Consider the following 17,055-nt stretch of genomic DNA (forward strand, 5'->3'; position numbering starts at 1 on the left):
CGATCGAGGGCCGCAATTGACTTTACCCCACATCGACGGCGCGGTCCGCGAGGGCCGCCATCACATGCAGGTCCGCGTCTATTACGAGGACACGGATTTCTCCGGCATCGTCTATCACGCCAATTATCTGCGCTTCATGGAACGCGGCCGCACCAACCATTTGCGGCTGATGGGCGCCGATCAGCATGCGCTGTTCGAGCAGGCGCAGGCGGAGACGCCGGGCTTTGCCTTTGTGGTGCGATCGATGGAGATCGATTTCCTGCGCCCGGCGCGGATGGACGATCTGCTCGATGTGGTGACCTGGCCGATCGCGGTGAAGGGCGCCTCGATCACGCTGGCGCAGGAAGTGCGGCGCGGCGAAGAGGCGCTGGTCACTGCCAAGGTGCGCGTCGCGTTCATCTGCGAGGGCAAGGCGCAGCCGATCCCGAAATCGCTCCGGCTGCTGCTGAAGGCCGATCTGGATTGATTTTGCGGAATGCTTGACTCTCTGTACCGATCGGTACAGTCTCCAGCCCTGTTCAAAGCTGGAGATGTCAGATGTCGCGTCCGCCGTTGCCACCGTTCACGCGGGAGACCGCAGCCCAGAAGGCCCGCATGGCGGAGGACGCGTGGAATTCGCGCGATCCGGTGCGCGTCTCGCTGGCCTATACCGAGGACAGCCGATGGAGGAACCGCGCCGAATTATTTCAGGGCCGTGATGCGATCGTCGAATTCCTCACCCGCAAATGGGCGAAGGAGCACGAATACCGGCTGATCAAGGATCTCTGGGCGTTCGACGCCAACCGCATCGCGGTGCGCTTCCAGTATGAATGGCATGACGCTGCCGGGCAGTGGCACCGCTCCTACGGCAACGAGCAATGGGAGTTCGACGAGCACGGCCTGATGCGCCGGCGCGAGGCCAGCATCAACGATGTCGAGATAGCCGAGAAAGACCGCCGCTTTCACTGGGCCGCGCCCGGACCGCGTCCGGCGGATGTCGCGGGCTTGAGCGAGAGCCCGTTCTAGCGGAGCCATGGCCAAGGGAACTATAGCCAAGGGAACTATAGCCAAGACCGTTTCCGAACGCGCCGATCTGTTGCCGCTGATCTCGGAGGTGTTCCGCAGCCACGGCTATGAAGGCGCGACGCTGGCGCTGATCAGTAAGGCCACCGGCCTTGGCAAGGGCAGCCTCTATCATTTCTTCCCCGACGGCAAAGCGCAGATGGCCGCGGAAGTCTTGGCCGAGATCGACCACTGGTTCGAGGCCAATATCTTCGCAGTCCTGCGCAACTCCGATGATCCCGCACAGGCGATCGCCGACATGACCGCTTGTGTCGACCGCTATTTCCGCTCGGGCCACCGCGTTTGCCTGGTCGGCGTGATTGCGCTCGGGGCATCGCGCGATATTTTCAGTTCGCAGGTAGCGGACTATTTCAGCCGTTGGAACGATGCGCTGGCGCAGACGCTGCGGCGCGCCGGCTTCAGTGCGGGCGTTGCGCGGCGACGATCCGCGGATGCGCTGCTGACCATTCAGGGCGCGCTGGTGCTGGCGCGCGCGCTCGACGATACAAAAGTGTTCGGGCAGGCGATGGTGGATATGAAGGCGCGTTTGCTGGCGAAATGAGACACACCATCCGCGTCGTGCCGGCCTTGAGCTCAGATGCGCAATTGCGCATCGGGGGACCCATACGCCGCGGCCCACCTATTTAGCCACGATGGTCGACGACCGCCTTAAATCGCGACCGCCGCGGAGTATGGGTCCCGGCGTTCGCCGGGACGACTCGTGGAGGGGACCGTGCCTTACGCCGCCGCCTTGTGGCGCGCGATCTCGGCCTTGTAGAGATCGAACTCTTCGGCCAGCGCTTTCGCCACGCTCGGCCGCTTCTTCATCCGCTCGAGATAATCCTTCACGGCTGGATATTTCGAAAAGTCAATCATCGGGGTGGCGATGCTCCAGTTCAGCACGGTGGTGAGATAGGCGTCCGCCACGCTGAAATGGTCGAGCACGAATTCACGCCCCTCGAGATATGTATTGAGGTAGTCGAGACGCGACAGATACCGCTCCAGCGTATAGGCCTTGACCTCCGCCGGCACGGTCTTGCCGAGCAGCGGCGTGAACAGGCCCTTGTGCAGTTCGGTGCCGATGAAGCACAGCCATTGCTGCAGCTTCGAGCGTTCGATGCCGGGTCTGGCGCCGATGGTGGAATCGGACAAGCGCTCGGCGACGTGCTGCAGGATCGCGGCGTTCTCGGTCAGCGTCACGCCGTCGTCGGTCCGTACCACGGGCACGAGGCCGAGCGGATTGACCGCGTAAAAATCCGAATCGTCCTTCAACACGCGTTTGGTCTTGGGGTCGACCTCGATGAAGTTGGCCTGGCTGCCGGCCTCATACAGCGCGATCCTGGTTGCCATCGAGCAGGCGAGGGGCGAGAAATAAAGGTCCATGGTCGAATCTCCCTGTGGGGTTCACTTTTGGGGCTTCACGCTCGGGTTCAGACGGTTGCGACGGCTGAGCTTGATTTATGTACCGCTTCGTATAAATAAGCGTCAAGGATTATTTGCAAGATGGTACAAAAAAGAAGTCCGCCGCCGCCGCGCGCCCGGCCCGAGGCTGCATTGCTGAAGTCCGCAAAGCCTCAGCCTGCGAGGCCGCAGCCTCCGGCCGGCGGCGTCCCGCCGAAGCGCCGCGGCCGGCCGCGCGCCTATGAGCCCGATGTGGCGCTGTCCCGCGCGCTCGATGTGTTCTGGAAGGACGGCTTTGCCGCGACCTCGCTCGACGATCTCAGCGCCGCCACCGGCATGAACCGGCCGAGCCTCTATGGCGCGTTTGGCGACAAGCGCGAACTCTACAAGAAGACCTATGAGAGCTACCGCAACCGCGCCCGCGCGCGGATGGGCGAGGCCTTTGCGGCCGATCTGCCGCTGCGGCCGATGCTGCTTCGGATCTATGGCATCGCGCTCGACATGTATCTGTCGGGTGAGGGCGGCCCGCGCGGCTGCTTCACGGTGATGACCGCGACCTCCGAAGCGGTGTTCGACCCTGATATCCGCGCCCTGGTGGTCAGCGGCCTCGGCGAGATGGATCGATTCTTTGCGCGGCTGTTCAAGATCGCCCAGGAGCGCGGCGAACTGCCCGCCACAGCCGATCCGCAAGTGCTGGCGAATCTCGCGTCGGCGACCATCCACACCATCGCAATCCGCGCCCGTGCCCAGATCCCGCGCGCGGAACTGGAAGCGCTCGTCAACGGCGCGGTTGATGTGATGGTGCGGGCGTAGCTGTCGTCCCGGCCTTGAGCCGGGACCCATACGCCGTGGCGGGTGTTGCCGGAAAAGGAAGACAACGATCAGCGTGCTAACTAACGTGCGCCGGTGGTTATGGGTCCCGGCGTTCGCCGGGACGACATCGTGCACACGCTATCCTCGCTAATACCCCTGCTTGCGATCCACCACGTTCTCCAGTGCGCCTCCGGCTTCAAAGCGTTCGATCTGGCGCGCGACGTATTTCGAAATTTCCTCAGGATCGGTGTCGGCGGCGTTGTGCGGGGTCAGCACCACCTTCGGATGGGTCCAGAACGGGCTGTCGGCGGGCAGCGGTTCGGTGACGTAGACGTCGAGCGAGGCGCCGCCGAGCGTGCCGTCTTCCAGGCAGCTCAAAATATCCGCCTCGTTCTGCGAAGCCCCGCGGCCGGCATTGATCAGGACCGGCGCGCCCATCGGGCTTGAGCGGTTGAGTTTTTCGAAGATCCCGCGATTGAGGATACCCCGCGTATCGCCAGTGAGCGGCAGCAGGCTGACCAGAATGTCGGTCTGCCGCAAAAACGTTTCCAGTTGCTGTTCGCCGTGAAAGCAGGGGACGCCGGCGATCTCCTTGGGGCTGCGGCTCCAGCCCACGACCTTGAAGCCGACATGCTTGAGGACGCCGGCGGCATGGGCGCCCAGCGCACCCAGCCCCATGATGCCGACCGTGATTGCGCCCGCCGCCCATTGCGGCTGCGGCGACCAGCGCTTCACCCGCTGGCTCTCGCGCAAATAAAGCTCCTGCCGGTGATGCATCAGCGCGTGCAGCACGACATATTCGGTCATCCGTTCGGTCAAATCGGGGACCGCGACCCGCACCAGCGGCACGTCGGGCAGCGTGGAATCCACCATCAGCGCATCGACGCCGGCGCCGAGATTGAAGATGATACGCAAATTCCTGAACGCGGCGAGCTCCCCGGGCTTCGGCTTCCACACCGCGGCGTAATGGACCTCGGCCGGGTTGAACGACGCATCCGGCATCTCCACAATGGAGCGATCCGGGCAGACGTCGCCAAACCGCTTCATCCACCGCGACGCTGCCCAGTTATCGGTCCCGCCACGCACCAGCAGCGCAAGCGCCCCTTTTTTCATTGATTTTCCCTTCGTATCGCCACGCAGCGTGACCGTCTGATGGATTGAACCATTCCTCTAGCCTCCTTTCACCGCGCAAGGGAGATACCGACGGCCAAATTCACCGTGATTCCGGCCGCGGTCATGGCTGTCATGCACCTGCCGGCATTTCAATCCGCCGCCTGCGCCGATTGTCCGTCCCTGACAGCGCGCGGAACATTCGAAAATTTCTTTCGCTCCCCTGTCGGCTACAGGCATAATCGTTCGTCATAACAGAGAACGGAGATGCGGGTCGCATGCTGTACGCCATCCTTTGCTACCACGACGAAGATTTTACGGGTTCCTGGACCAAGGAACAGGACGCCGCGGTCATGACCAAACTGCGGGTCGTGCAGGACAAGCTCACCAAGCAGGGCCGGCTCGGCCCGGTGGCGCGGCTGTTGCCGACCACGTCGGCGACCACCTTGCGCAAGGACGATCCGCCGGTCGTGATCGACGGCCCCTATGCCGAGACCAAGGAGCAACTGCTCGGCTTCTATGTCGTCGATTGCGAGAATCTCGACGCGGCGCTCGACGTCGCGCGCGATCTCGGCAAGGCCAATCCCGGCGGCGCCTATGAAATCCGCCCGGTCGGCCATTTCACACCCGGGAGCGCCCCGAAATGACCGACACCGCCTGGATCGATAACGCGCTGACCTCGGCGCGTCCCCAGGCGGTCGGCGCGCTGCTGCGCTATTTCCGCAATCTCGACACCGCCGAGGAAGCCTTCCAGAACGCCTGCCTGCGGGCGCTGAAAAGCTGGCCGCAGAACGGCCCGCCGCGCGACCCCGCGGCGTGGCTGATCATGGTCGGGCGCAATGTCGCGATCGACGACATCAGGCGAGGCCGCAAGCAGGAGCCGTTGCCCGAGGACGACCACGCGATCTCGGATACCGACGACGCCGAGGAGCAACTCGCCGAGCGGCTCGACGGCTCGCATTACCGCGACGACATTCTGCGGCTGCTGTTCATCTGCTGCCATCCGGATTTGCCGGCAACGCAGCAGATCGCGCTGGCGCTGCGCATCGTCTCGGGCCTCTCCGTCAAGCAGATCGCGCGCGCCTTCCTGGTTTCGGAAGCCGCGATGGAGCAGCGCATCACCCGCGCCAAAGCCCGCGTCGCCGACGCCGATGTGCCGTTCGAGACCCCGGGCGCGGTGGAGCGCACCGAACGGCTGTCTGCGGTAGCCGCGATGATCTACCTGATCTTCAACGAGGGCTATTCGGCGAGCGGCGATACCGCCGAGATCCGCAGTCCCTTGTGCGAGGAAGCGATCCGGCTGGCGCGGCTGTTGCTGCGGCTGTTCCAGAGCGAGCCCGAGATCATGGGGCTGACCGCGCTGCTGTTGCTGCAGCACGCGCGCGCCGCGGCGCGGTTCGATGCCGACGGCGCCGTGATCCTGCTCGACGACCAGGATCGCACGCTGTGGAATGGCAAGATGATCGCCGAGGGGTTGGCGCTGATCGACAAGGCCATGCGCCATCGCCGCAGCGGGCCCTATCAGATTCAGGCGGCGATATCCGCCCTGCATGCCCGCGCCGAAAAGCCCGAGGATACCGACTGGACCCAGATCGATCTGCTGTATGGCGCGCTCGAAATCATGCAGCCGTCGCCCGTGGTCACGCTGAATCGTGCGGTCGCGGTTTCGAAGGTGAAGGGTCCCGAAGCCGCGCTTGACATGATCGAGCCACTGGCGACGCGGCTGTCGAATTACTTTCATTACTTCGGCGTGCGCGGCGCCTTCCTGATGCAGCTCGGGCGCAACGACGAAGCCCGTGTCGCCTTCGACCGCGCCATCGCGCTGGCCAACACCTCGGCCGAGGCCGCCCACATCCGCATGCACCTCGACCGCCTGATGCGCGACAGCAAGCCGCGCGGCGCCAAGGCCGGGAAATAGCCTCGTTTCGCGCGGCGTCAGGCCATGCGGCCTCCCCGATTTGAACCGCGCCCAAACGCCCGCGACTAACCGGCAAAGGTGGAGCACGGGCTCGTGATGATCGGCATTTTGCGAAAAGTCGCTTTCGGCGAGCCCGCCAGCGCGAGATTTTTCTGCCTGCGCTGGATCGCCCGGCCGCTTCTGTTCGCCTTGCCCGTTCCTGTCGTGGCGGCGTGGTGTGACATCCAGCCAAGCTGGAACATCTTCGTGTTCACGTTGTTCTGCGTGGCCTGGTCTGATTGCGTGGACGGAATTGGAAAGCAGGATCGATAGCTAGCGCCTGGAGGACGGCTTCCGCCTGGGCTGAAGCGCCGCTGGAAACGGCGCGCTGACCACCGAATCAATCTTGTCGCAAATCGTCTTTCCAAGGCCGCAATAATAGCGTGACGCGGCGAGCGCATTCCTGACCCGGTTGTCGCGCCGCGCCATCTTGATGATCTTGTCGACCAGTTGCGGCGGCGCGACATGAAGCAGGGACGCCAGATCGCCCCGGCCGATCTCCGCTTGCTCCTCGAGGCTTGCGCCGCGCAGGGCGATCAGGATCGAATCAAGCTCCAATTGCGGATCCATGTCCTTCCACTCTCGTTCGAGATGAACGGACCTATGTCGCCTCAACCTCGCCCGAGGTTCGACAAGCACTGGCGGCGCCGGTCATGCGGCGTTCGGAACCGTCTTCGCCGCATTGCGCATCACGCCGGCAACCGCCGTGTATGCCGCGATCCAGGCGTCCTGCACAGGCGGTGTCCATGCGGTTTGCAGGCCTTGTTCGAGTGTCCACAGCAATGCGGTGCCGACCGAGTCGTAATGCTTGTCGAGGACGCCGTACGCGACGTGTTTCCTGCCGAGCGTTTCCAGCACCGGGATCAGCGGCGCGAGGTTGTCGAGACCGCCGATCACGGTCGCCAGTGCCTGCATCAGCTTCTTGCGCTGCTCCGGCATGTCGATGCTCTTGAACATGGGGCGCGTCGAGGGGTCGATTTCGAACAGCCGGTCGTAGAACAATGTCGCGGCGGTATCGGCGATCGGGACCACGAGGCTCCAGGTCGTTTTGACAAGCGCTTTCTGGTCGGGGGTCATGGTCGTGCTCCAGAATGAATGATCTGCAATGATTGGGCTTCGATGAATTTTGTTGGCCGTGCTTTCGCTATAAAAGCTGCGCGGAAGCTGCGATCGCAATTAACCCTGCTGAGAATATGCAGCCGGGAGATGGCGTTCCCTCGCCGGCGCTTGCGCAGTCAGGACGCGGCTTGCAACAGCAGAATAAATCGCTGCGGCGAGATTTCCGACACCGCCGCCGATGACGATCATGGCGTAGGACATCGAGTCCTCAGGCCGGGTTGTTTTGACAAGCGTCTTTTGTTCGCAGGACATTGGTCGTGCTCCAGAATGGATGGGTTTTGCCGGGGGTGGCTGTTTCGATTGACAGCCGTTAGTCGCGCCTTCGCGATGAAAGGTTCGTGCCGGGCGCGCGGTTATTTCAATCGCATGTCGCTGATCCCACGCATGAAATCGGCCATGGTGATGTGTGCCATCTCGATCAGAGATGCCCTCGCCGGAGACTGCGTTGGCGGCGTGCTCCGTCGATTCATGCGGCCCACCTCCCATTGCTTGTGCGGCGTGAGGTGCGGCCGCTGAAAAAAATTCGGCCCGCCTGTCTGTTTGCGTCAGGCTCGTTCGTCCTGGAATTGTGCAAATGACAGGAGAAAGCCATGTCCACCATGTCTGCGATTGCCGAGCCCGCGCCGGTCGCCAAAACTGCCCGCTTGACCGGCCGTATTCTCTCCGGCCTGGTCATCGTGTTCCTGCTGTTCGACGGCGCCATCAAGCTGGTGCCGTGGCCGGTCGTCACGGAAACGATGGACAAGATGGGTTATGGTTCGAGCGAAACGCTGGCGCGCAGCCTCGGCATCATCACCATCGTCTGCACCGTGCTGTATTCGGTACCGCCGACCTCGATCCTCGGCGCAATCCTGCTGACCGGTTATCTCGGCGGCGCGATGGCATCCATGTCCGGATCGACAGCCCGCTGTTCACCCACACGCTGTTCGGGCTTTATCTCGGCCTGATGGTATGGGGCGGGCTGTGGCTGCGCGATCCGGCCTTGCGCAACTTCATTCCTTTCCGCCGCCGACTTGCATCATAATCACCAACCCGTACGGAGCCCGACATGCTCGACATCATTGCCATCATCGCCGTCGTGCTGGCGATCGCCATCGCCGCCGTGCTGATTCTGGCCGCGACCAAGCCGGATACGTTCCAGGTCCAGCGCGCCATCAGCATCAAGGCGCCGGCGGACCGGATATTTCCGCTGATCAACGATTTTCACCAATGGCGCAGCTGGTCGCCCTACGAGGACAGGGATCCGGCGCTGAAGCGCACCTATGACGGCGCGGACAGCGGCAAGGGTGCGGTCTATGCCTGGGACGGCAACAAGAATGTCGGCTCCGGCCGCATGGAAATCCTCGAAACGTCAGTGCCCTCGAGGATCCTCATCAAGCTCGATTTCTTCAAGCCGTTCGAAGGTCACAACACCGCCGAATTCACAATGCTGCCGCAGGGCGATGCTACCCATCTGACCTGGACGATGACCGGGCCCGCCGTGTTCCTGTCCAAGGTGATGCAGATGTTCATGAACCTGGACCGCATGATCGGCAGGGATTTCGAGACTGGTCTTGCCAATCTGAAGAAGCTCACCGAGAAGTAGCGCACGTTCATCGCAAATTCGTCCACGCCAAATCTGTTCAGCCAAGGAGCCAACGATGCAGGTCAATCCCTATCTGTTCTTCAACGGAAACTGCGAGGAAGCACTGAAGTATTATGAAAAAGTGCTCGGCGCCAAGGTTGACGCGATGATGCGCTATGAAGGCGGGCCGGCCGACATGCCGACCCCGGCGGAATGGAAGAAGAAGATCATGCACGCCAGTTTCACGGTCGACGGCGAGGTGGTGATGGCCTCCGATGCATTTCCCGGCGACTTCCATCAGCCGCAGGGCTTTGCGGTCGCGCTGCAGGTCGATGATCCCGCCGACGCCGAGCGCCGCTTCAAGGCATTGGCCGATGGCGGCACCGTGAAGATGCCGTTTGCCAAGACCTTTTTCTCCAATGGTTTCGGCATGTGCATCGACAAGTTCGGCACGCCCTGGATGGTCAACTGCCCGGCAGATATGCAGTCATGACGGTGGGTATTTGAAGTTGTAGGGTGTGGGCAAAGGCGCACTTGCGCCGTGCCCACCATCTGCGTCGCGCAGAGATTGGTGGGCACGCTTGCGCTTTGCCCACCCTACGGCGCTACAAAGCCCTTCACCTGCACGACGGGTAAATCGCGGCGAGTTCGCGCCCGCGCAGCAGCAACATCCGCGACGTCAATCCGCCGCGGCGGCTGATCCAGTTACGGACCGGCTCCGGATAGGCTTCCAGCACCGCCTGCGACGCTTCCGGTTCGGCATACATCCGGCCGCGGCGGTCGATCGACCGCGCGCCGTGGAAGCCGAGCACCGCGCGGCGCGTCACGCAGATGCGTTCGTTCGGCACCGTGCTCAGCACCAGCGTGCAGGCCGACAGGCATGGCCCGTCGATCACGACGCGCTCGCCGGACGCACGCAAACGCTCGAACAGGTCGAGAAACGGGCCGACCTGTCCGCCGGGGCTGGCGAGGATGCGCACCTCGGCACGAACAGGTGAGACCGCAGCGCACAGCGCCGCCGCAACAATTGCCTTGATGAGCGCCATTCGCATGTGCGGCTCCTTCGTCCCGGAGCAGTTGAATTAGTCAGCGTTGGCGCCTCCGGCAAGGCTCGGTCAACCGTTCCTTCGCTCGCCGCGCAGCGTCGGCAAGCCGATGCCGGCGGCATCAAAGCCGCCGTCGACGGCCAGCACCTGCCCGGTGATGTAGCTGGAGCGGTCGCTGCAGAGGAAGAACACCGCTTCCGCCAGTTCTTCTTCGAGGCCATAACGGTTGAGCGGAATGGCGTCGTGATAATCGGCGCGGATTTCCGGGGTGTGGACCGCCTTCGCCATCGCGGTCTCGACCGGGCCGGGCGCGACGGCGTTGACGCGGATGCCGAGCGAAGCCAGTTCGACCGCGAGCTGCTTTGTCAGATGCGCAAGCCCCGCTTTGCTGGTGCCGTAGGCCGAGCGCAGCGTCGAGGCTCGCACCGCCGAGATCGACGTGATGTTCACCACTGCGCCGCCATGTTCGCGCATCAGGGGCGCGGCGGCCTTGGTGCAGATAAACGGCCCGGTGAGATTGACCGCGAGGATCCGGTTCCAGTCCTCGTCCGATGTCTCGAGCAGGGGTGCGAACACCGCGACGCCTGCGTTGTTGACCAGCGCATCGAGCCGGCCAAAGCGCCCGATCATATTTGTCATCGCCGAGGCCACCGCGCCGGCATCGCTGACGTCGCAATGCAGCGCCAGTGTGTTGTCGGGATCGGCCAGCGCCGCGACCGCGCCACGCAGCAATTCGCCCTCGATGTCGAGCAGCGCCACCCGCCAGCCATCGGCGAGAAAGCGTTTTGCGGTCGCAAGGCCGATGCCGCGCGCGGCGCCGGTGACGAGTGCGACTTTTGATAGGGAAGGAGGCATGGAGGAGGTCCGCTGGTGATTGATTCCTTGGCTCTATACCCCACGCCGTTCATTGTGTCTCGAACCTGCCGGTAGCCCGCGCTTGCATGCTGCGCCGCATCCGGCGCACGTTCTCGAACCACGCGGGTCACGGCGACCGAAAGGGTCCGGCAATGATGGTGGTCGACGTCAGGGATATGCCACCGGAGCAATGGCGGCTGGGCGTGGAAACCCGCATGCTGGTTTCGGCGCGCAACGGCGCGGCACATTTATGCATCTTCGAGCAATGGATCGCGCCCGGCGCCGGCGCCCCGACGCATTCGCACCCCGTCGAGGAGGTGCTCACCGTGCGCGAAGGCGAAGCCGAGATGTGGCTCGGCGAGGAACGCAGCATCGTCACGTCGGGGCAATCCCTGATCGTGCCGGCCGGGCAACTGCACGGCTTCCGCAATTCCGGCACCACCACGCTGCACATCCACGCCGTACTGGCGTCGCCAATCTTCGAGGCCACGGTGGAGGGCGCAACGGAAGTGACGCGGCGGTGGGACCAGGTCTGAGCGAACGCCGATGCCCAAAAAAAAGCCGGCACCGCCGGCTTCTGCGCCCGCGGTGCCGGTTAAGCTCGCCTTCGGGATGGCTCCCGAAGGCTGATTGATCCGATACGAGGGGCTGGCTGTCCCGTATCAGGCCAATTCCGCGGAGGCGCGTTGCATGTTGGACGACATGTCCGATGTGACGGCGCTCTGTTCTTCCACGGCAGCCGCCGTGGAGGCGATGAACTCGTTGACGCTGGCGATCGCCTCCTTGATGGCCGTGAGCGAGCCCACGACCTCGCTGGCGACGCCGTTGAGCTGTTCGATTTCCTTCGAGATCGTGTCGGTGGCGTGCTTGGCCTGATTGGCGAGGTTCTTGACCTCGGAGGCCACCACGGCAAAGCCGCGGCCCGCCTCGCCGGCACGGGCCGATTCGATCGTGGCGTTCAGCGCCAGAAGGTTGATCTGTCCGGTGATGTTGCCGATCAGTTCGACGATCCCGCTCATGGCCTGCGAAGCGGCGCTGAGCTTTACGGCTTGCGCGTCCGCGGCGTCGACCCGGGCGGTCGCGTTCGCGGCATTCGCCTTGGACTTGGTCATGGTCTCGGAGATTTCGCGGATCGAGGCGCTCATCTCCTCGCTGCCCGCCGCTACCGACTCGATCAGGCCGCGGGCGTTCTCGGCCTTCTTGCGCGCGATCGCCTGGGCCGTGATGTCGGTCGCGTATTTCACCACCTTGAACGGCTTGCCGTTGAGGTCGAGGATCGGATTGTAGGACGCCTGGATCCAGATCTCGCGGCCGCCCTTGGCGATCCGCTTGTATTCCGCCGCCTGATACTGGCCGCGGTTGAGGTTTTCCCAGAATTCGCGATACGCCGGCGCGTTACGCTCGTTCGGCTCGACGAACATGCCGTGATGCTTGCCCTGGATTTCCGGCAGCGAATAGCCGAGCGCGGCGCAGAAATTCGGATTGGCGGTGCGGATGGTGCCGTCCATGTTGAATTCGATCACGGCCTGCGATTTGACGATCGCGGCGATCTGGCCGTCATTGTCGGCGGCTTTCAGCTTTTGCGCGGTGACGTCGGTGGCGAACTTGACCACCTTGAACGGCTTGCCGGCCTCGTTGAGGATCGGATTGTAGCTGGCGAGGATCCAGATTTCCTTGCCGCCCTTGCCGAGCCGCTTGTACTCGGCGGCTTCGTACTGGCCGCGGTTCAGCCGCGCCCAGAACTCGCGATAGGCCGCGCTGTCGCGATCTTCCGGGACCACGAACATGCTGTGGTGCTTGCCCTGGATCTCATCGAGCGGGTAACCGACCGCGCCGAGGAAGTTCTCGTTGGCGGTGACGATGGTGCCGTCCATGTTGAATTCGATGACGGCCTGGGCCCGGCTGAGCGCGGCGATCTTGCCGGCGTCCTCCATGCTGTGGATCTTTTGCGCCGTAATGTCGGTCGCGAACTTGATGACCCCGACCGGCTTGCCGCCGCCATCGAGGATCGGATTGTAGGACGCCTGGATCCAGATCTCGCGGCCGCCCTTGCCGAACCGCTTGTATTGCGCGGCCTGGAATTCGCCCCGGTTCAGCCGCGCCCAGAATTCGCGATAGGCCGCGCTCTCGCGCTCGGCCGGATCGACGAACATGCCGTGATGCTTGCCCTGGATTTCGGCCAGCGTGTAGCCCACGGCGCCGAGAAAATTCGGGTTCGCGGTGACGATGGTGCCGTCGAGCTTGAACTCGATCACGGCCTGCGACTTGTTGATGGCAGCGGCTTGGGCAAGCGCGCTTTGGGTGTTTGCTTTCTTTTGCAGATTGAACACATGAGGCTCCGCGCGCTGTTTAAAAATGGATGGCTGATAATTCAGTACGGGAAAAAGTTGCAGATACCCGTTTATCAACGGTAAACCATCTCGCTCGACCAATGTTTCGCCTGATGAAATTCGTGCGACGCGCTCCCCGGTGTGAGCTTCCTGTGCGCCTTCATTCATCGCGATAATTTGTCGTGTGTGCACGTTGATGGGCAGAGTGAAGGCCTCCGACCATGCCTGCGGCCTACGTATTCATACGGAGCGAATTATTGAGCTTTTTGAACGTTATGTCCGGTTGACGACACTCTCATACGCCGCCTGGAGCCGCTCACCGACCGTCGGTCCCTTCCTGCGCCGGACCTGACCCAGATGAGTCTCGCGCAACTCGTCCATGAACTCTGCCCACATTTTGGGCCCGCCCTCGCTGAGTAGCCTGGCGCGGATGCCGAGTTCTTCGGAAACGGGAAGATATTTGTAACCCCAGGCCGCCATCTGCGCGAGGACCGGCAGCAATTCGATGCCCTGTTCGGTCAGCGAATAGATTCCCTTCTGCTTGTGACTGGGATCGTCCTCGCGGGTGATGATGCCAGCGTCGAGCAACGTCTTCAGCCGGTCGGCGAGGATGTTGGAGGAGATGCCTTCCTCCGACTTGGTCAAGAGCTCGCGAAAATGCCGCCGGTTGCCGAACATCATGTCGCGGATGATGAGCAGGCTCCATTTGTCGCCGACCACTTCCAGCGTGAGGTTGATCGGGCAGCCGGAGCGTTGATCGTCGGTCATGGAAGCGTCCCCGAAAAAACTGCTTGCAATATTGCACCGGTTATCTCAGGATACAACCAGTTGCAAATCGCAATCGGTTAAGGGAGCGCTGAGATGGCAAAGCTGATCATGTGGAACCTGATGACGCTGGACGGCTTCGTCGAAGCGCCGAACCGGGACATCTCCTGGCATGAAGACGTCTGGGGCGAAGAACTGGAGCGATTGTCGATCGAGCAGCTCAACGCCGCCGGCGGATTGCTGTTCGGCCGCGTCACCTATGAGCTGATGGCAAATCATTGGCCGAAGGCGACCGGCGAAGTCGCCGACTTCATGAATGCGGCGCCGAAATACGTGTTCTCGCGCACGCTGAAGCAATCCGGTTGGAGCAACACGCGGATGTTCGCGGACGATGTGGCCGATACCGTCACCAAACTGAAGCGCGATTCGCCGAAGGATATCTTTCTGTTCGGCAGCGCCGATCTGGCGTCGCACCTGATCCCGCACGGCGTGATCGACGAATTCCGCATCGCGCTGAACCCGATCATCCTTGGCGGCGGAACGCCGTTGTTCAAACAGGGCGCGCGGACCAGGCTGAAGCTGCTGGACAGCCGGGCGTTGTCGACCGGGATCGTGATCCTGCGCTACGCGCCGGCAGCTTCGAAATAGTTCGCCGCAAATGTCGGTTAGGCAAAACCTGGTTCGTCATGCTGGCGTGCCTCAACTATCCGGAGTCTAGATGTCGTTGACGTTGTATTTTCACCCGCTGGCGTCGTTCTGCTGGAAGGCGCTGATTGCGCTCTATGAGAACGGCGTCCCGTTCACGCCGAAGCTGGTCGATCTCGGCAATCCGGCCGAACGCGCCGCGCTGCTGCAACTGTGGGGAATCGGAAAGTTTCCGGTGCTGCAGGACGATGCCAGGGGCGAGATCGTCCCGGAATCGAGCATCGTGATCGAGTACCTTGATCGCCATTATCCCGGACGTACGCGATTGATTCCGGCTGACGCTGACAGGGCCCTGCAGACCCGGCTGCGCGACCGCTTCTACGATCTCTATGTGCATCTGCCGATGCAGAAGATCATGCTCGACCGGCTTCGCCCTGAAGGGAAGAAGGATCCCCACGGGGTCGAGGAGGCGCGGGCGCAGCTGCGCACTTCATACGCGATGGTCGACCGGCAGATGGCCGGCGGAGCCTGGGCGATGGGCGATGATTTCGGCCTCGCCGACTGCGCCGCGGCGCCGTCGCTGTTCTACGGCAGCATGGCGCTGCCGTTCGGCGACGGCGAGACAAACCTCGCCGCCTATCTCGAACGACTGAAGGCGCGGCCATCGTTCGCACGGGTGCTGAAGGAGGCCGAGCCCTATTTCAGTATGGTGCCGAAGGAGCGCTGAATGAGTTCCGCAAGCAAGACCGGGATCATCCGCAACCTGTTCGCCGCCTATTTGGCGAATGACCGCGCGGCGGTCGAGGCCGCGTTCACCGATGACTTCCGATTCACCAGCCCCTATGACGACGAAATCGACAAGGCGACCTATTTCGAGCGGTGCTGGCAGAACAGCGACTGGATCGAACGACAGGATCTCGAGCGTATCATGGTCGAGGGCGAGGCGGCGTTCGTGACCTATCGATGCGTCGCCAGGGAAGGCAAGAGTTTCCGCAATACGGAGTTCTTCGCTTTTGCCGGCGACAGGATCAGGCGCATCGACGTCTATTTCGGGGCGACGTACGAAAACGGCGTTTTTGTCAAACAGCAGGGGTAGGGGCGCACAGGAACTCCCTCATGGTGAGGAGGCGCGTAGCGCCGTCTCGAACCATGAGGCCACAGACGGGCCTGCATCCTTCGAGACGCGGCCAAGTGGCCGCTCCTCCAGCGACAACGGCGAAGCCGTTGCGCGGGGATGAGGGGGAAGCCCCCCATTACCTCCAAAAAAATTGTCACCGACATGTCGGCGCCGCAAAACCCGGTTCGTCATGTTGACGAAGGTTCGCCGGAGCAGCCGGCCGGCCCGACAGAAAAACGGAGCGAAACGATGCGATTCATGGTGATTGTGAAGGCCAGCAAGGATACCGAAGCCGGCGTGATGCCCAGCACGGAAATGCTGGCCGCGATGGGCAAGTTCAACGAGGAACTGGTCAAGGCCGGCATGATGGAGGCCGGCGAGGGCCTGCATCCGTCTTCGAAAGGCGCGCGGGTCAAATATCAGGGCGGAGAGGGCAGTGCCGTCAGAGGGCCGTTCCCCCTGACCAGCGATCTCGTTGCCGGCTTCTGGCTGATCAACGCGAAATCGCTCGATGATGCGATCGCGTGGATGAAGCGCGCGCCGTTCGATGGTGGAGCCGAGATCGAAATCCGCCAGGTGTTCGCGGCCGAGGATTTTGGCGAGGCGTTCACCCCCGAACTGCGCGAGCAGGAAGATCGCCTGCGCGCGCATGCTGGGAAGAAATAACGAAGTCATTCCGGGGCAGCCCGCAGGGCTGAACCCGGAATCTCGAGATTCTCCGATGTGCAATTGCACATCGGAGTTCGCGCTTCGCGCGCCCCGGAATGACGCCGAATCTAAACAGGAAATCCCACCATGCGATTCATGATGCTGATGATCCCCCTGGGCTATGAGACCGCGGCGCCGGATGTGCAGCTCGATCCCGAGCGCGTCGCGGCGATGATGAAATACAATGAGGCGCTGAGTGAAGCCGGAGTTCTGATCGCGCTCGACGGGTTGCACCCGCCGTCGATGGGCGCGCGGGTGTCGTTCGCATCAGGCAAGCCTGTCGTCACCGACGGTCCGTTCACCGAGGCCAAGGAGGTGCTCGGCGGCTACTGGATGATCGACGTCAAGTCGCGCGAAGAGGCGATCGCCTGGGCCAGCAAGTGCCCGGCGTCCGAGAACGAGATCATCGAAATCCGCCAGGTGCAGGAGATGTCCGATTGGTCGGACGAAGTGCAGCAGGCCGCCAAAGGTTTTGTGGAACTGCAAAAGACTAATGCGAACAAGGCGCGGTGAGCCGCGGGAATCGCCGCCCGTTAACCTTCCTGAACGCCCAAAATAAGTGACCTTTATAGCCAACTCATGTA

Annotated in this window: 23 protein-coding genes and 1 pseudogene; 16 read left to right on the forward strand and 8 right to left on the reverse strand. The window is 62.7% G+C overall.

Going from position 1 to position 17,055, the window contains the following annotated elements:
* Positions 1–16: 16 nt before the first annotated feature.
* From ybgC to ABIE49_RS26235, 3 genes are all read left to right on the forward strand, one after another.
* Positions 17–466 carry a tol-pal system-associated acyl-CoA thioesterase gene (gene ybgC, locus ABIE49_RS26225; protein WP_192736854.1) on the forward strand — a complete coding sequence of 150 codons (450 nt, stop codon included), beginning with the start codon at positions 17–19 and terminating at the stop codon, positions 464–466.
* A 71-nt stretch (positions 467–537) separates the two neighbouring features.
* Entirely contained in the window at positions 538–1,005 is a 468-nt protein-coding gene (locus ABIE49_RS26230) for a nuclear transport factor 2 family protein (protein ID WP_192736853.1), read from the forward strand.
* 7 nt (positions 1,006–1,012) lie between these two features.
* The gene (locus ABIE49_RS26235) at positions 1,013–1,603 is read left to right on the forward strand and encodes a TetR/AcrR family transcriptional regulator (RefSeq protein WP_210337318.1); all 591 of its coding nucleotides are present in this window, start codon (positions 1,013–1,015) and stop codon (positions 1,601–1,603) included.
* 176 nt (positions 1,604–1,779) lie between these two features.
* On the opposite strand, the gene ABIE49_RS26240 is transcribed toward ABIE49_RS26235, so the two are convergent.
* Positions 1,780–2,424, reverse strand: coding sequence for a glutathione binding-like protein (locus ABIE49_RS26240; protein WP_192736852.1), 645 nt, complete (start codon positions 2,422–2,424; stop codon positions 1,780–1,782).
* A gap of 120 nt (positions 2,425–2,544) precedes the next feature.
* On the opposite strand from ABIE49_RS26240, the gene ABIE49_RS26245 reads away from it, so the two are divergent.
* Positions 2,545–3,255: a TetR/AcrR family transcriptional regulator gene (locus ABIE49_RS26245; RefSeq protein WP_192736851.1), complete on the forward strand. Its 711-nt coding sequence runs from the start codon at positions 2,545–2,547 to the stop codon at positions 3,253–3,255.
* A gap of 147 nt (positions 3,256–3,402) precedes the next feature.
* Here ABIE49_RS26245 and ABIE49_RS26250 read toward each other — a convergent pair whose 3' ends face one another.
* Positions 3,403–4,368, reverse strand: coding sequence for a 2-hydroxyacid dehydrogenase (locus ABIE49_RS26250; RefSeq protein ID WP_192736850.1), 966 nt, complete (start codon positions 4,366–4,368; stop codon positions 3,403–3,405).
* Between the two features lie 275 nt (positions 4,369–4,643).
* Between ABIE49_RS26250 and ABIE49_RS26255 the strand changes: the two genes are divergently transcribed.
* The 3 genes from ABIE49_RS26255 to ABIE49_RS26265 all read left to right on the forward strand — a co-directional run bounded on the left by ABIE49_RS26255 (position 4,644) and on the right by ABIE49_RS26265 (position 6,595).
* On the forward strand, positions 4,644–5,012 hold the full coding sequence (locus tag ABIE49_RS26255) for a YciI family protein (RefSeq protein WP_192736849.1): 369 nt from the start codon (positions 4,644–4,646) through the stop codon (positions 5,010–5,012).
* Positions 5,009–6,283, forward strand: coding sequence for an RNA polymerase sigma factor (locus ABIE49_RS26260; protein WP_192736848.1), 1,275 nt, complete (start codon positions 5,009–5,011; stop codon positions 6,281–6,283). The genes ABIE49_RS26255 and ABIE49_RS26260 overlap by 4 nt, the downstream gene beginning before the upstream one ends.
* Positions 6,284–6,376: 93 nt before the next feature.
* Positions 6,377–6,595, forward strand: coding sequence for a hypothetical protein (locus tag ABIE49_RS26265; protein WP_192736847.1), 219 nt, complete (start codon positions 6,377–6,379; stop codon positions 6,593–6,595).
* Here ABIE49_RS26265 and ABIE49_RS26270 read toward each other — a convergent pair whose 3' ends face one another.
* Both ABIE49_RS26270 and ABIE49_RS26275 read right to left on the reverse strand, forming a co-directional pair.
* On the reverse strand, positions 6,596–6,892 hold the full coding sequence (locus ABIE49_RS26270) for a hypothetical protein (protein WP_192736846.1): 297 nt from the start codon (positions 6,890–6,892) through the stop codon (positions 6,596–6,598). It abuts the gene before it with no gap.
* 81 nt (positions 6,893–6,973) lie between these two features.
* Positions 6,974–7,399: a globin family protein gene (locus tag ABIE49_RS26275; RefSeq protein ID WP_192736845.1), complete on the reverse strand. Its 426-nt coding sequence runs from the start codon at positions 7,397–7,399 to the stop codon at positions 6,974–6,976.
* Between the two features lie 641 nt (positions 7,400–8,040).
* Between ABIE49_RS26275 and ABIE49_RS26280 the strand changes: the two are divergent.
* From ABIE49_RS26280 to ABIE49_RS26290, 3 genes and pseudogenes are all read left to right on the forward strand, one after another.
* A pseudogene (locus ABIE49_RS26280) lies at positions 8,041–8,465 on the forward strand (DoxX family protein).
* A gap of 24 nt (positions 8,466–8,489) precedes the next feature.
* A complete protein-coding gene (locus ABIE49_RS26285; RefSeq protein ID WP_192736844.1) occupies positions 8,490–9,026 on the forward strand; it encodes an SRPBCC family protein in 537 nt (178 codons plus the stop codon).
* A gap of 55 nt (positions 9,027–9,081) precedes the next feature.
* Positions 9,082–9,498, forward strand: coding sequence for a VOC family protein (locus ABIE49_RS26290; RefSeq protein ID WP_192736843.1), 417 nt, complete (start codon positions 9,082–9,084; stop codon positions 9,496–9,498).
* Between the two features lie 124 nt (positions 9,499–9,622).
* Here ABIE49_RS26290 and ABIE49_RS26295 read toward each other — a convergent pair whose 3' ends face one another.
* Together ABIE49_RS26295 and ABIE49_RS26300 are read right to left on the reverse strand one after the other, a co-directional pair.
* A complete protein-coding gene (locus ABIE49_RS26295) occupies positions 9,623–10,051 on the reverse strand; it encodes a hypothetical protein (protein WP_354067613.1) in 429 nt (142 codons plus the stop codon).
* Positions 10,052–10,120: 69 nt separating this feature from the next.
* Positions 10,121–10,906 carry an SDR family NAD(P)-dependent oxidoreductase gene (locus ABIE49_RS26300; RefSeq protein WP_192736841.1) on the reverse strand — a complete coding sequence of 262 codons (786 nt, stop codon included), beginning with the start codon at positions 10,904–10,906 and terminating at the stop codon, positions 10,121–10,123.
* A 152-nt stretch (positions 10,907–11,058) separates the two neighbouring features.
* On the opposite strand from ABIE49_RS26300, the gene ABIE49_RS26305 reads away from it, so the two are divergent.
* Positions 11,059–11,442: a cupin domain-containing protein gene (locus ABIE49_RS26305; protein WP_354066982.1), complete on the forward strand. Its 384-nt coding sequence runs from the start codon at positions 11,059–11,061 to the stop codon at positions 11,440–11,442.
* A gap of 126 nt (positions 11,443–11,568) precedes the next feature.
* On the opposite strand, the gene ABIE49_RS26310 is transcribed toward ABIE49_RS26305, so the two are convergent.
* Complete coding sequence (locus ABIE49_RS26310) at positions 11,569–13,236, reverse strand: methyl-accepting chemotaxis protein (protein WP_192736840.1); 1,668 nt, start codon at positions 13,234–13,236, stop codon at positions 11,569–11,571.
* Positions 13,237–13,509: 273 nt separating this feature from the next.
* Entirely contained in the window at positions 13,510–14,004 is a 495-nt protein-coding gene (locus ABIE49_RS26315) for a winged helix-turn-helix transcriptional regulator (RefSeq protein WP_192736839.1), read from the reverse strand.
* Positions 14,005–14,097: 93 nt separating this feature from the next.
* Between ABIE49_RS26315 and ABIE49_RS26320 the strand changes: the two genes are divergently transcribed.
* The 5 genes from ABIE49_RS26320 to ABIE49_RS26340 all read left to right on the forward strand — a co-directional run bounded on the left by ABIE49_RS26320 (position 14,098) and on the right by ABIE49_RS26340 (position 16,984).
* Entirely contained in the window at positions 14,098–14,649 is a 552-nt protein-coding gene (locus tag ABIE49_RS26320; protein WP_192736838.1) for a dihydrofolate reductase family protein, read from the forward strand.
* 70 nt (positions 14,650–14,719) lie between these two features.
* On the forward strand, positions 14,720–15,373 hold the full coding sequence (locus ABIE49_RS26325; protein WP_192736837.1) for a glutathione S-transferase family protein: 654 nt from the start codon (positions 14,720–14,722) through the stop codon (positions 15,371–15,373).
* Positions 15,374–15,742, forward strand: a complete 369-nt coding sequence (locus ABIE49_RS26330; RefSeq protein ID WP_192736836.1) for a nuclear transport factor 2 family protein — start codon at positions 15,374–15,376, stop codon at positions 15,740–15,742.
* 270 nt (positions 15,743–16,012) lie between these two features.
* On the forward strand, positions 16,013–16,429 hold the full coding sequence (locus ABIE49_RS26335; RefSeq protein ID WP_192736835.1) for a YciI family protein: 417 nt from the start codon (positions 16,013–16,015) through the stop codon (positions 16,427–16,429).
* A gap of 129 nt (positions 16,430–16,558) precedes the next feature.
* Positions 16,559–16,984, forward strand: a complete 426-nt coding sequence (locus ABIE49_RS26340; protein WP_192736834.1) for a YciI family protein — start codon at positions 16,559–16,561, stop codon at positions 16,982–16,984.
* Positions 16,985–17,055 lie beyond the last annotated feature (71 nt).

This window comes from Bradyrhizobium sp. OAE829 (assembly GCF_040546575.1).
Lineage (GTDB): Bacteria > Pseudomonadota > Alphaproteobacteria > Rhizobiales > Xanthobacteraceae > Bradyrhizobium.

Excerpts from the sequence above, each read along its gene's own strand:
- ABIE49_RS26290 (WP_192736843.1), top strand. The coding sequence starts at position 9,082 with ATGCAGGTCAATCCCTATCTGTTCTTCAACGGAAACTGCGAGGAAGCA.
- ABIE49_RS26260 (WP_192736848.1), top strand. The coding sequence starts at position 5,009 with ATGACCGACACCGCCTGGATCGATAACGCGCTGACCTCGGCGCGTCCC.
- ABIE49_RS26340 (WP_192736834.1), top strand. The coding sequence starts at position 16,559 with ATGCGATTCATGATGCTGATGATCCCCCTGGGCTATGAGACCGCGGCG.
- ABIE49_RS26255 (WP_192736849.1), top strand. The coding sequence starts at position 4,644 with ATGCTGTACGCCATCCTTTGCTACCACGACGAAGATTTTACGGGTTCC.
- ABIE49_RS26250 (WP_192736850.1), bottom strand. The coding sequence starts at position 4,368 with ATGAAAAAAGGGGCGCTTGCGCTGCTGGTGCGTGGCGGGACCGATAAC.
- ABIE49_RS26330 (WP_192736836.1), top strand. The coding sequence starts at position 15,374 with ATGAGTTCCGCAAGCAAGACCGGGATCATCCGCAACCTGTTCGCCGCC.
- ABIE49_RS26275 (WP_192736845.1), bottom strand. The coding sequence starts at position 7,399 with ATGACCCCCGACCAGAAAGCGCTTGTCAAAACGACCTGGAGCCTCGTG.
- ABIE49_RS26245 (WP_192736851.1), top strand. The coding sequence starts at position 2,545 with ATGGTACAAAAAAGAAGTCCGCCGCCGCCGCGCGCCCGGCCCGAGGCT.
- ABIE49_RS26230 (WP_192736853.1), top strand. The coding sequence starts at position 538 with ATGTCGCGTCCGCCGTTGCCACCGTTCACGCGGGAGACCGCAGCCCAG.
- ABIE49_RS26295 (WP_354067613.1), bottom strand. The coding sequence starts at position 10,051 with ATGGCGCTCATCAAGGCAATTGTTGCGGCGGCGCTGTGCGCTGCGGTC.
- ABIE49_RS26325 (WP_192736837.1), top strand. The coding sequence starts at position 14,720 with ATGTCGTTGACGTTGTATTTTCACCCGCTGGCGTCGTTCTGCTGGAAG.
- ABIE49_RS26235 (WP_210337318.1), top strand. The coding sequence starts at position 1,013 with ATGGCCAAGGGAACTATAGCCAAGGGAACTATAGCCAAGACCGTTTCC.
- ABIE49_RS26305 (WP_354066982.1), top strand. The coding sequence starts at position 11,059 with ATGATGGTGGTCGACGTCAGGGATATGCCACCGGAGCAATGGCGGCTG.
- ABIE49_RS26315 (WP_192736839.1), bottom strand. The coding sequence starts at position 14,004 with ATGACCGACGATCAACGCTCCGGCTGCCCGATCAACCTCACGCTGGAA.
- ABIE49_RS26270 (WP_192736846.1), bottom strand. The coding sequence starts at position 6,892 with ATGGATCCGCAATTGGAGCTTGATTCGATCCTGATCGCCCTGCGCGGC.
- ABIE49_RS26335 (WP_192736835.1), top strand. The coding sequence starts at position 16,013 with ATGCGATTCATGGTGATTGTGAAGGCCAGCAAGGATACCGAAGCCGGC.
- ABIE49_RS26300 (WP_192736841.1), bottom strand. The coding sequence starts at position 10,906 with ATGCCTCCTTCCCTATCAAAAGTCGCACTCGTCACCGGCGCCGCGCGC.
- ABIE49_RS26240 (WP_192736852.1), bottom strand. The coding sequence starts at position 2,424 with ATGGACCTTTATTTCTCGCCCCTCGCCTGCTCGATGGCAACCAGGATC.
- ABIE49_RS26320 (WP_192736838.1), top strand. The coding sequence starts at position 14,098 with ATGGCAAAGCTGATCATGTGGAACCTGATGACGCTGGACGGCTTCGTC.
- ABIE49_RS26285 (WP_192736844.1), top strand. The coding sequence starts at position 8,490 with ATGCTCGACATCATTGCCATCATCGCCGTCGTGCTGGCGATCGCCATC.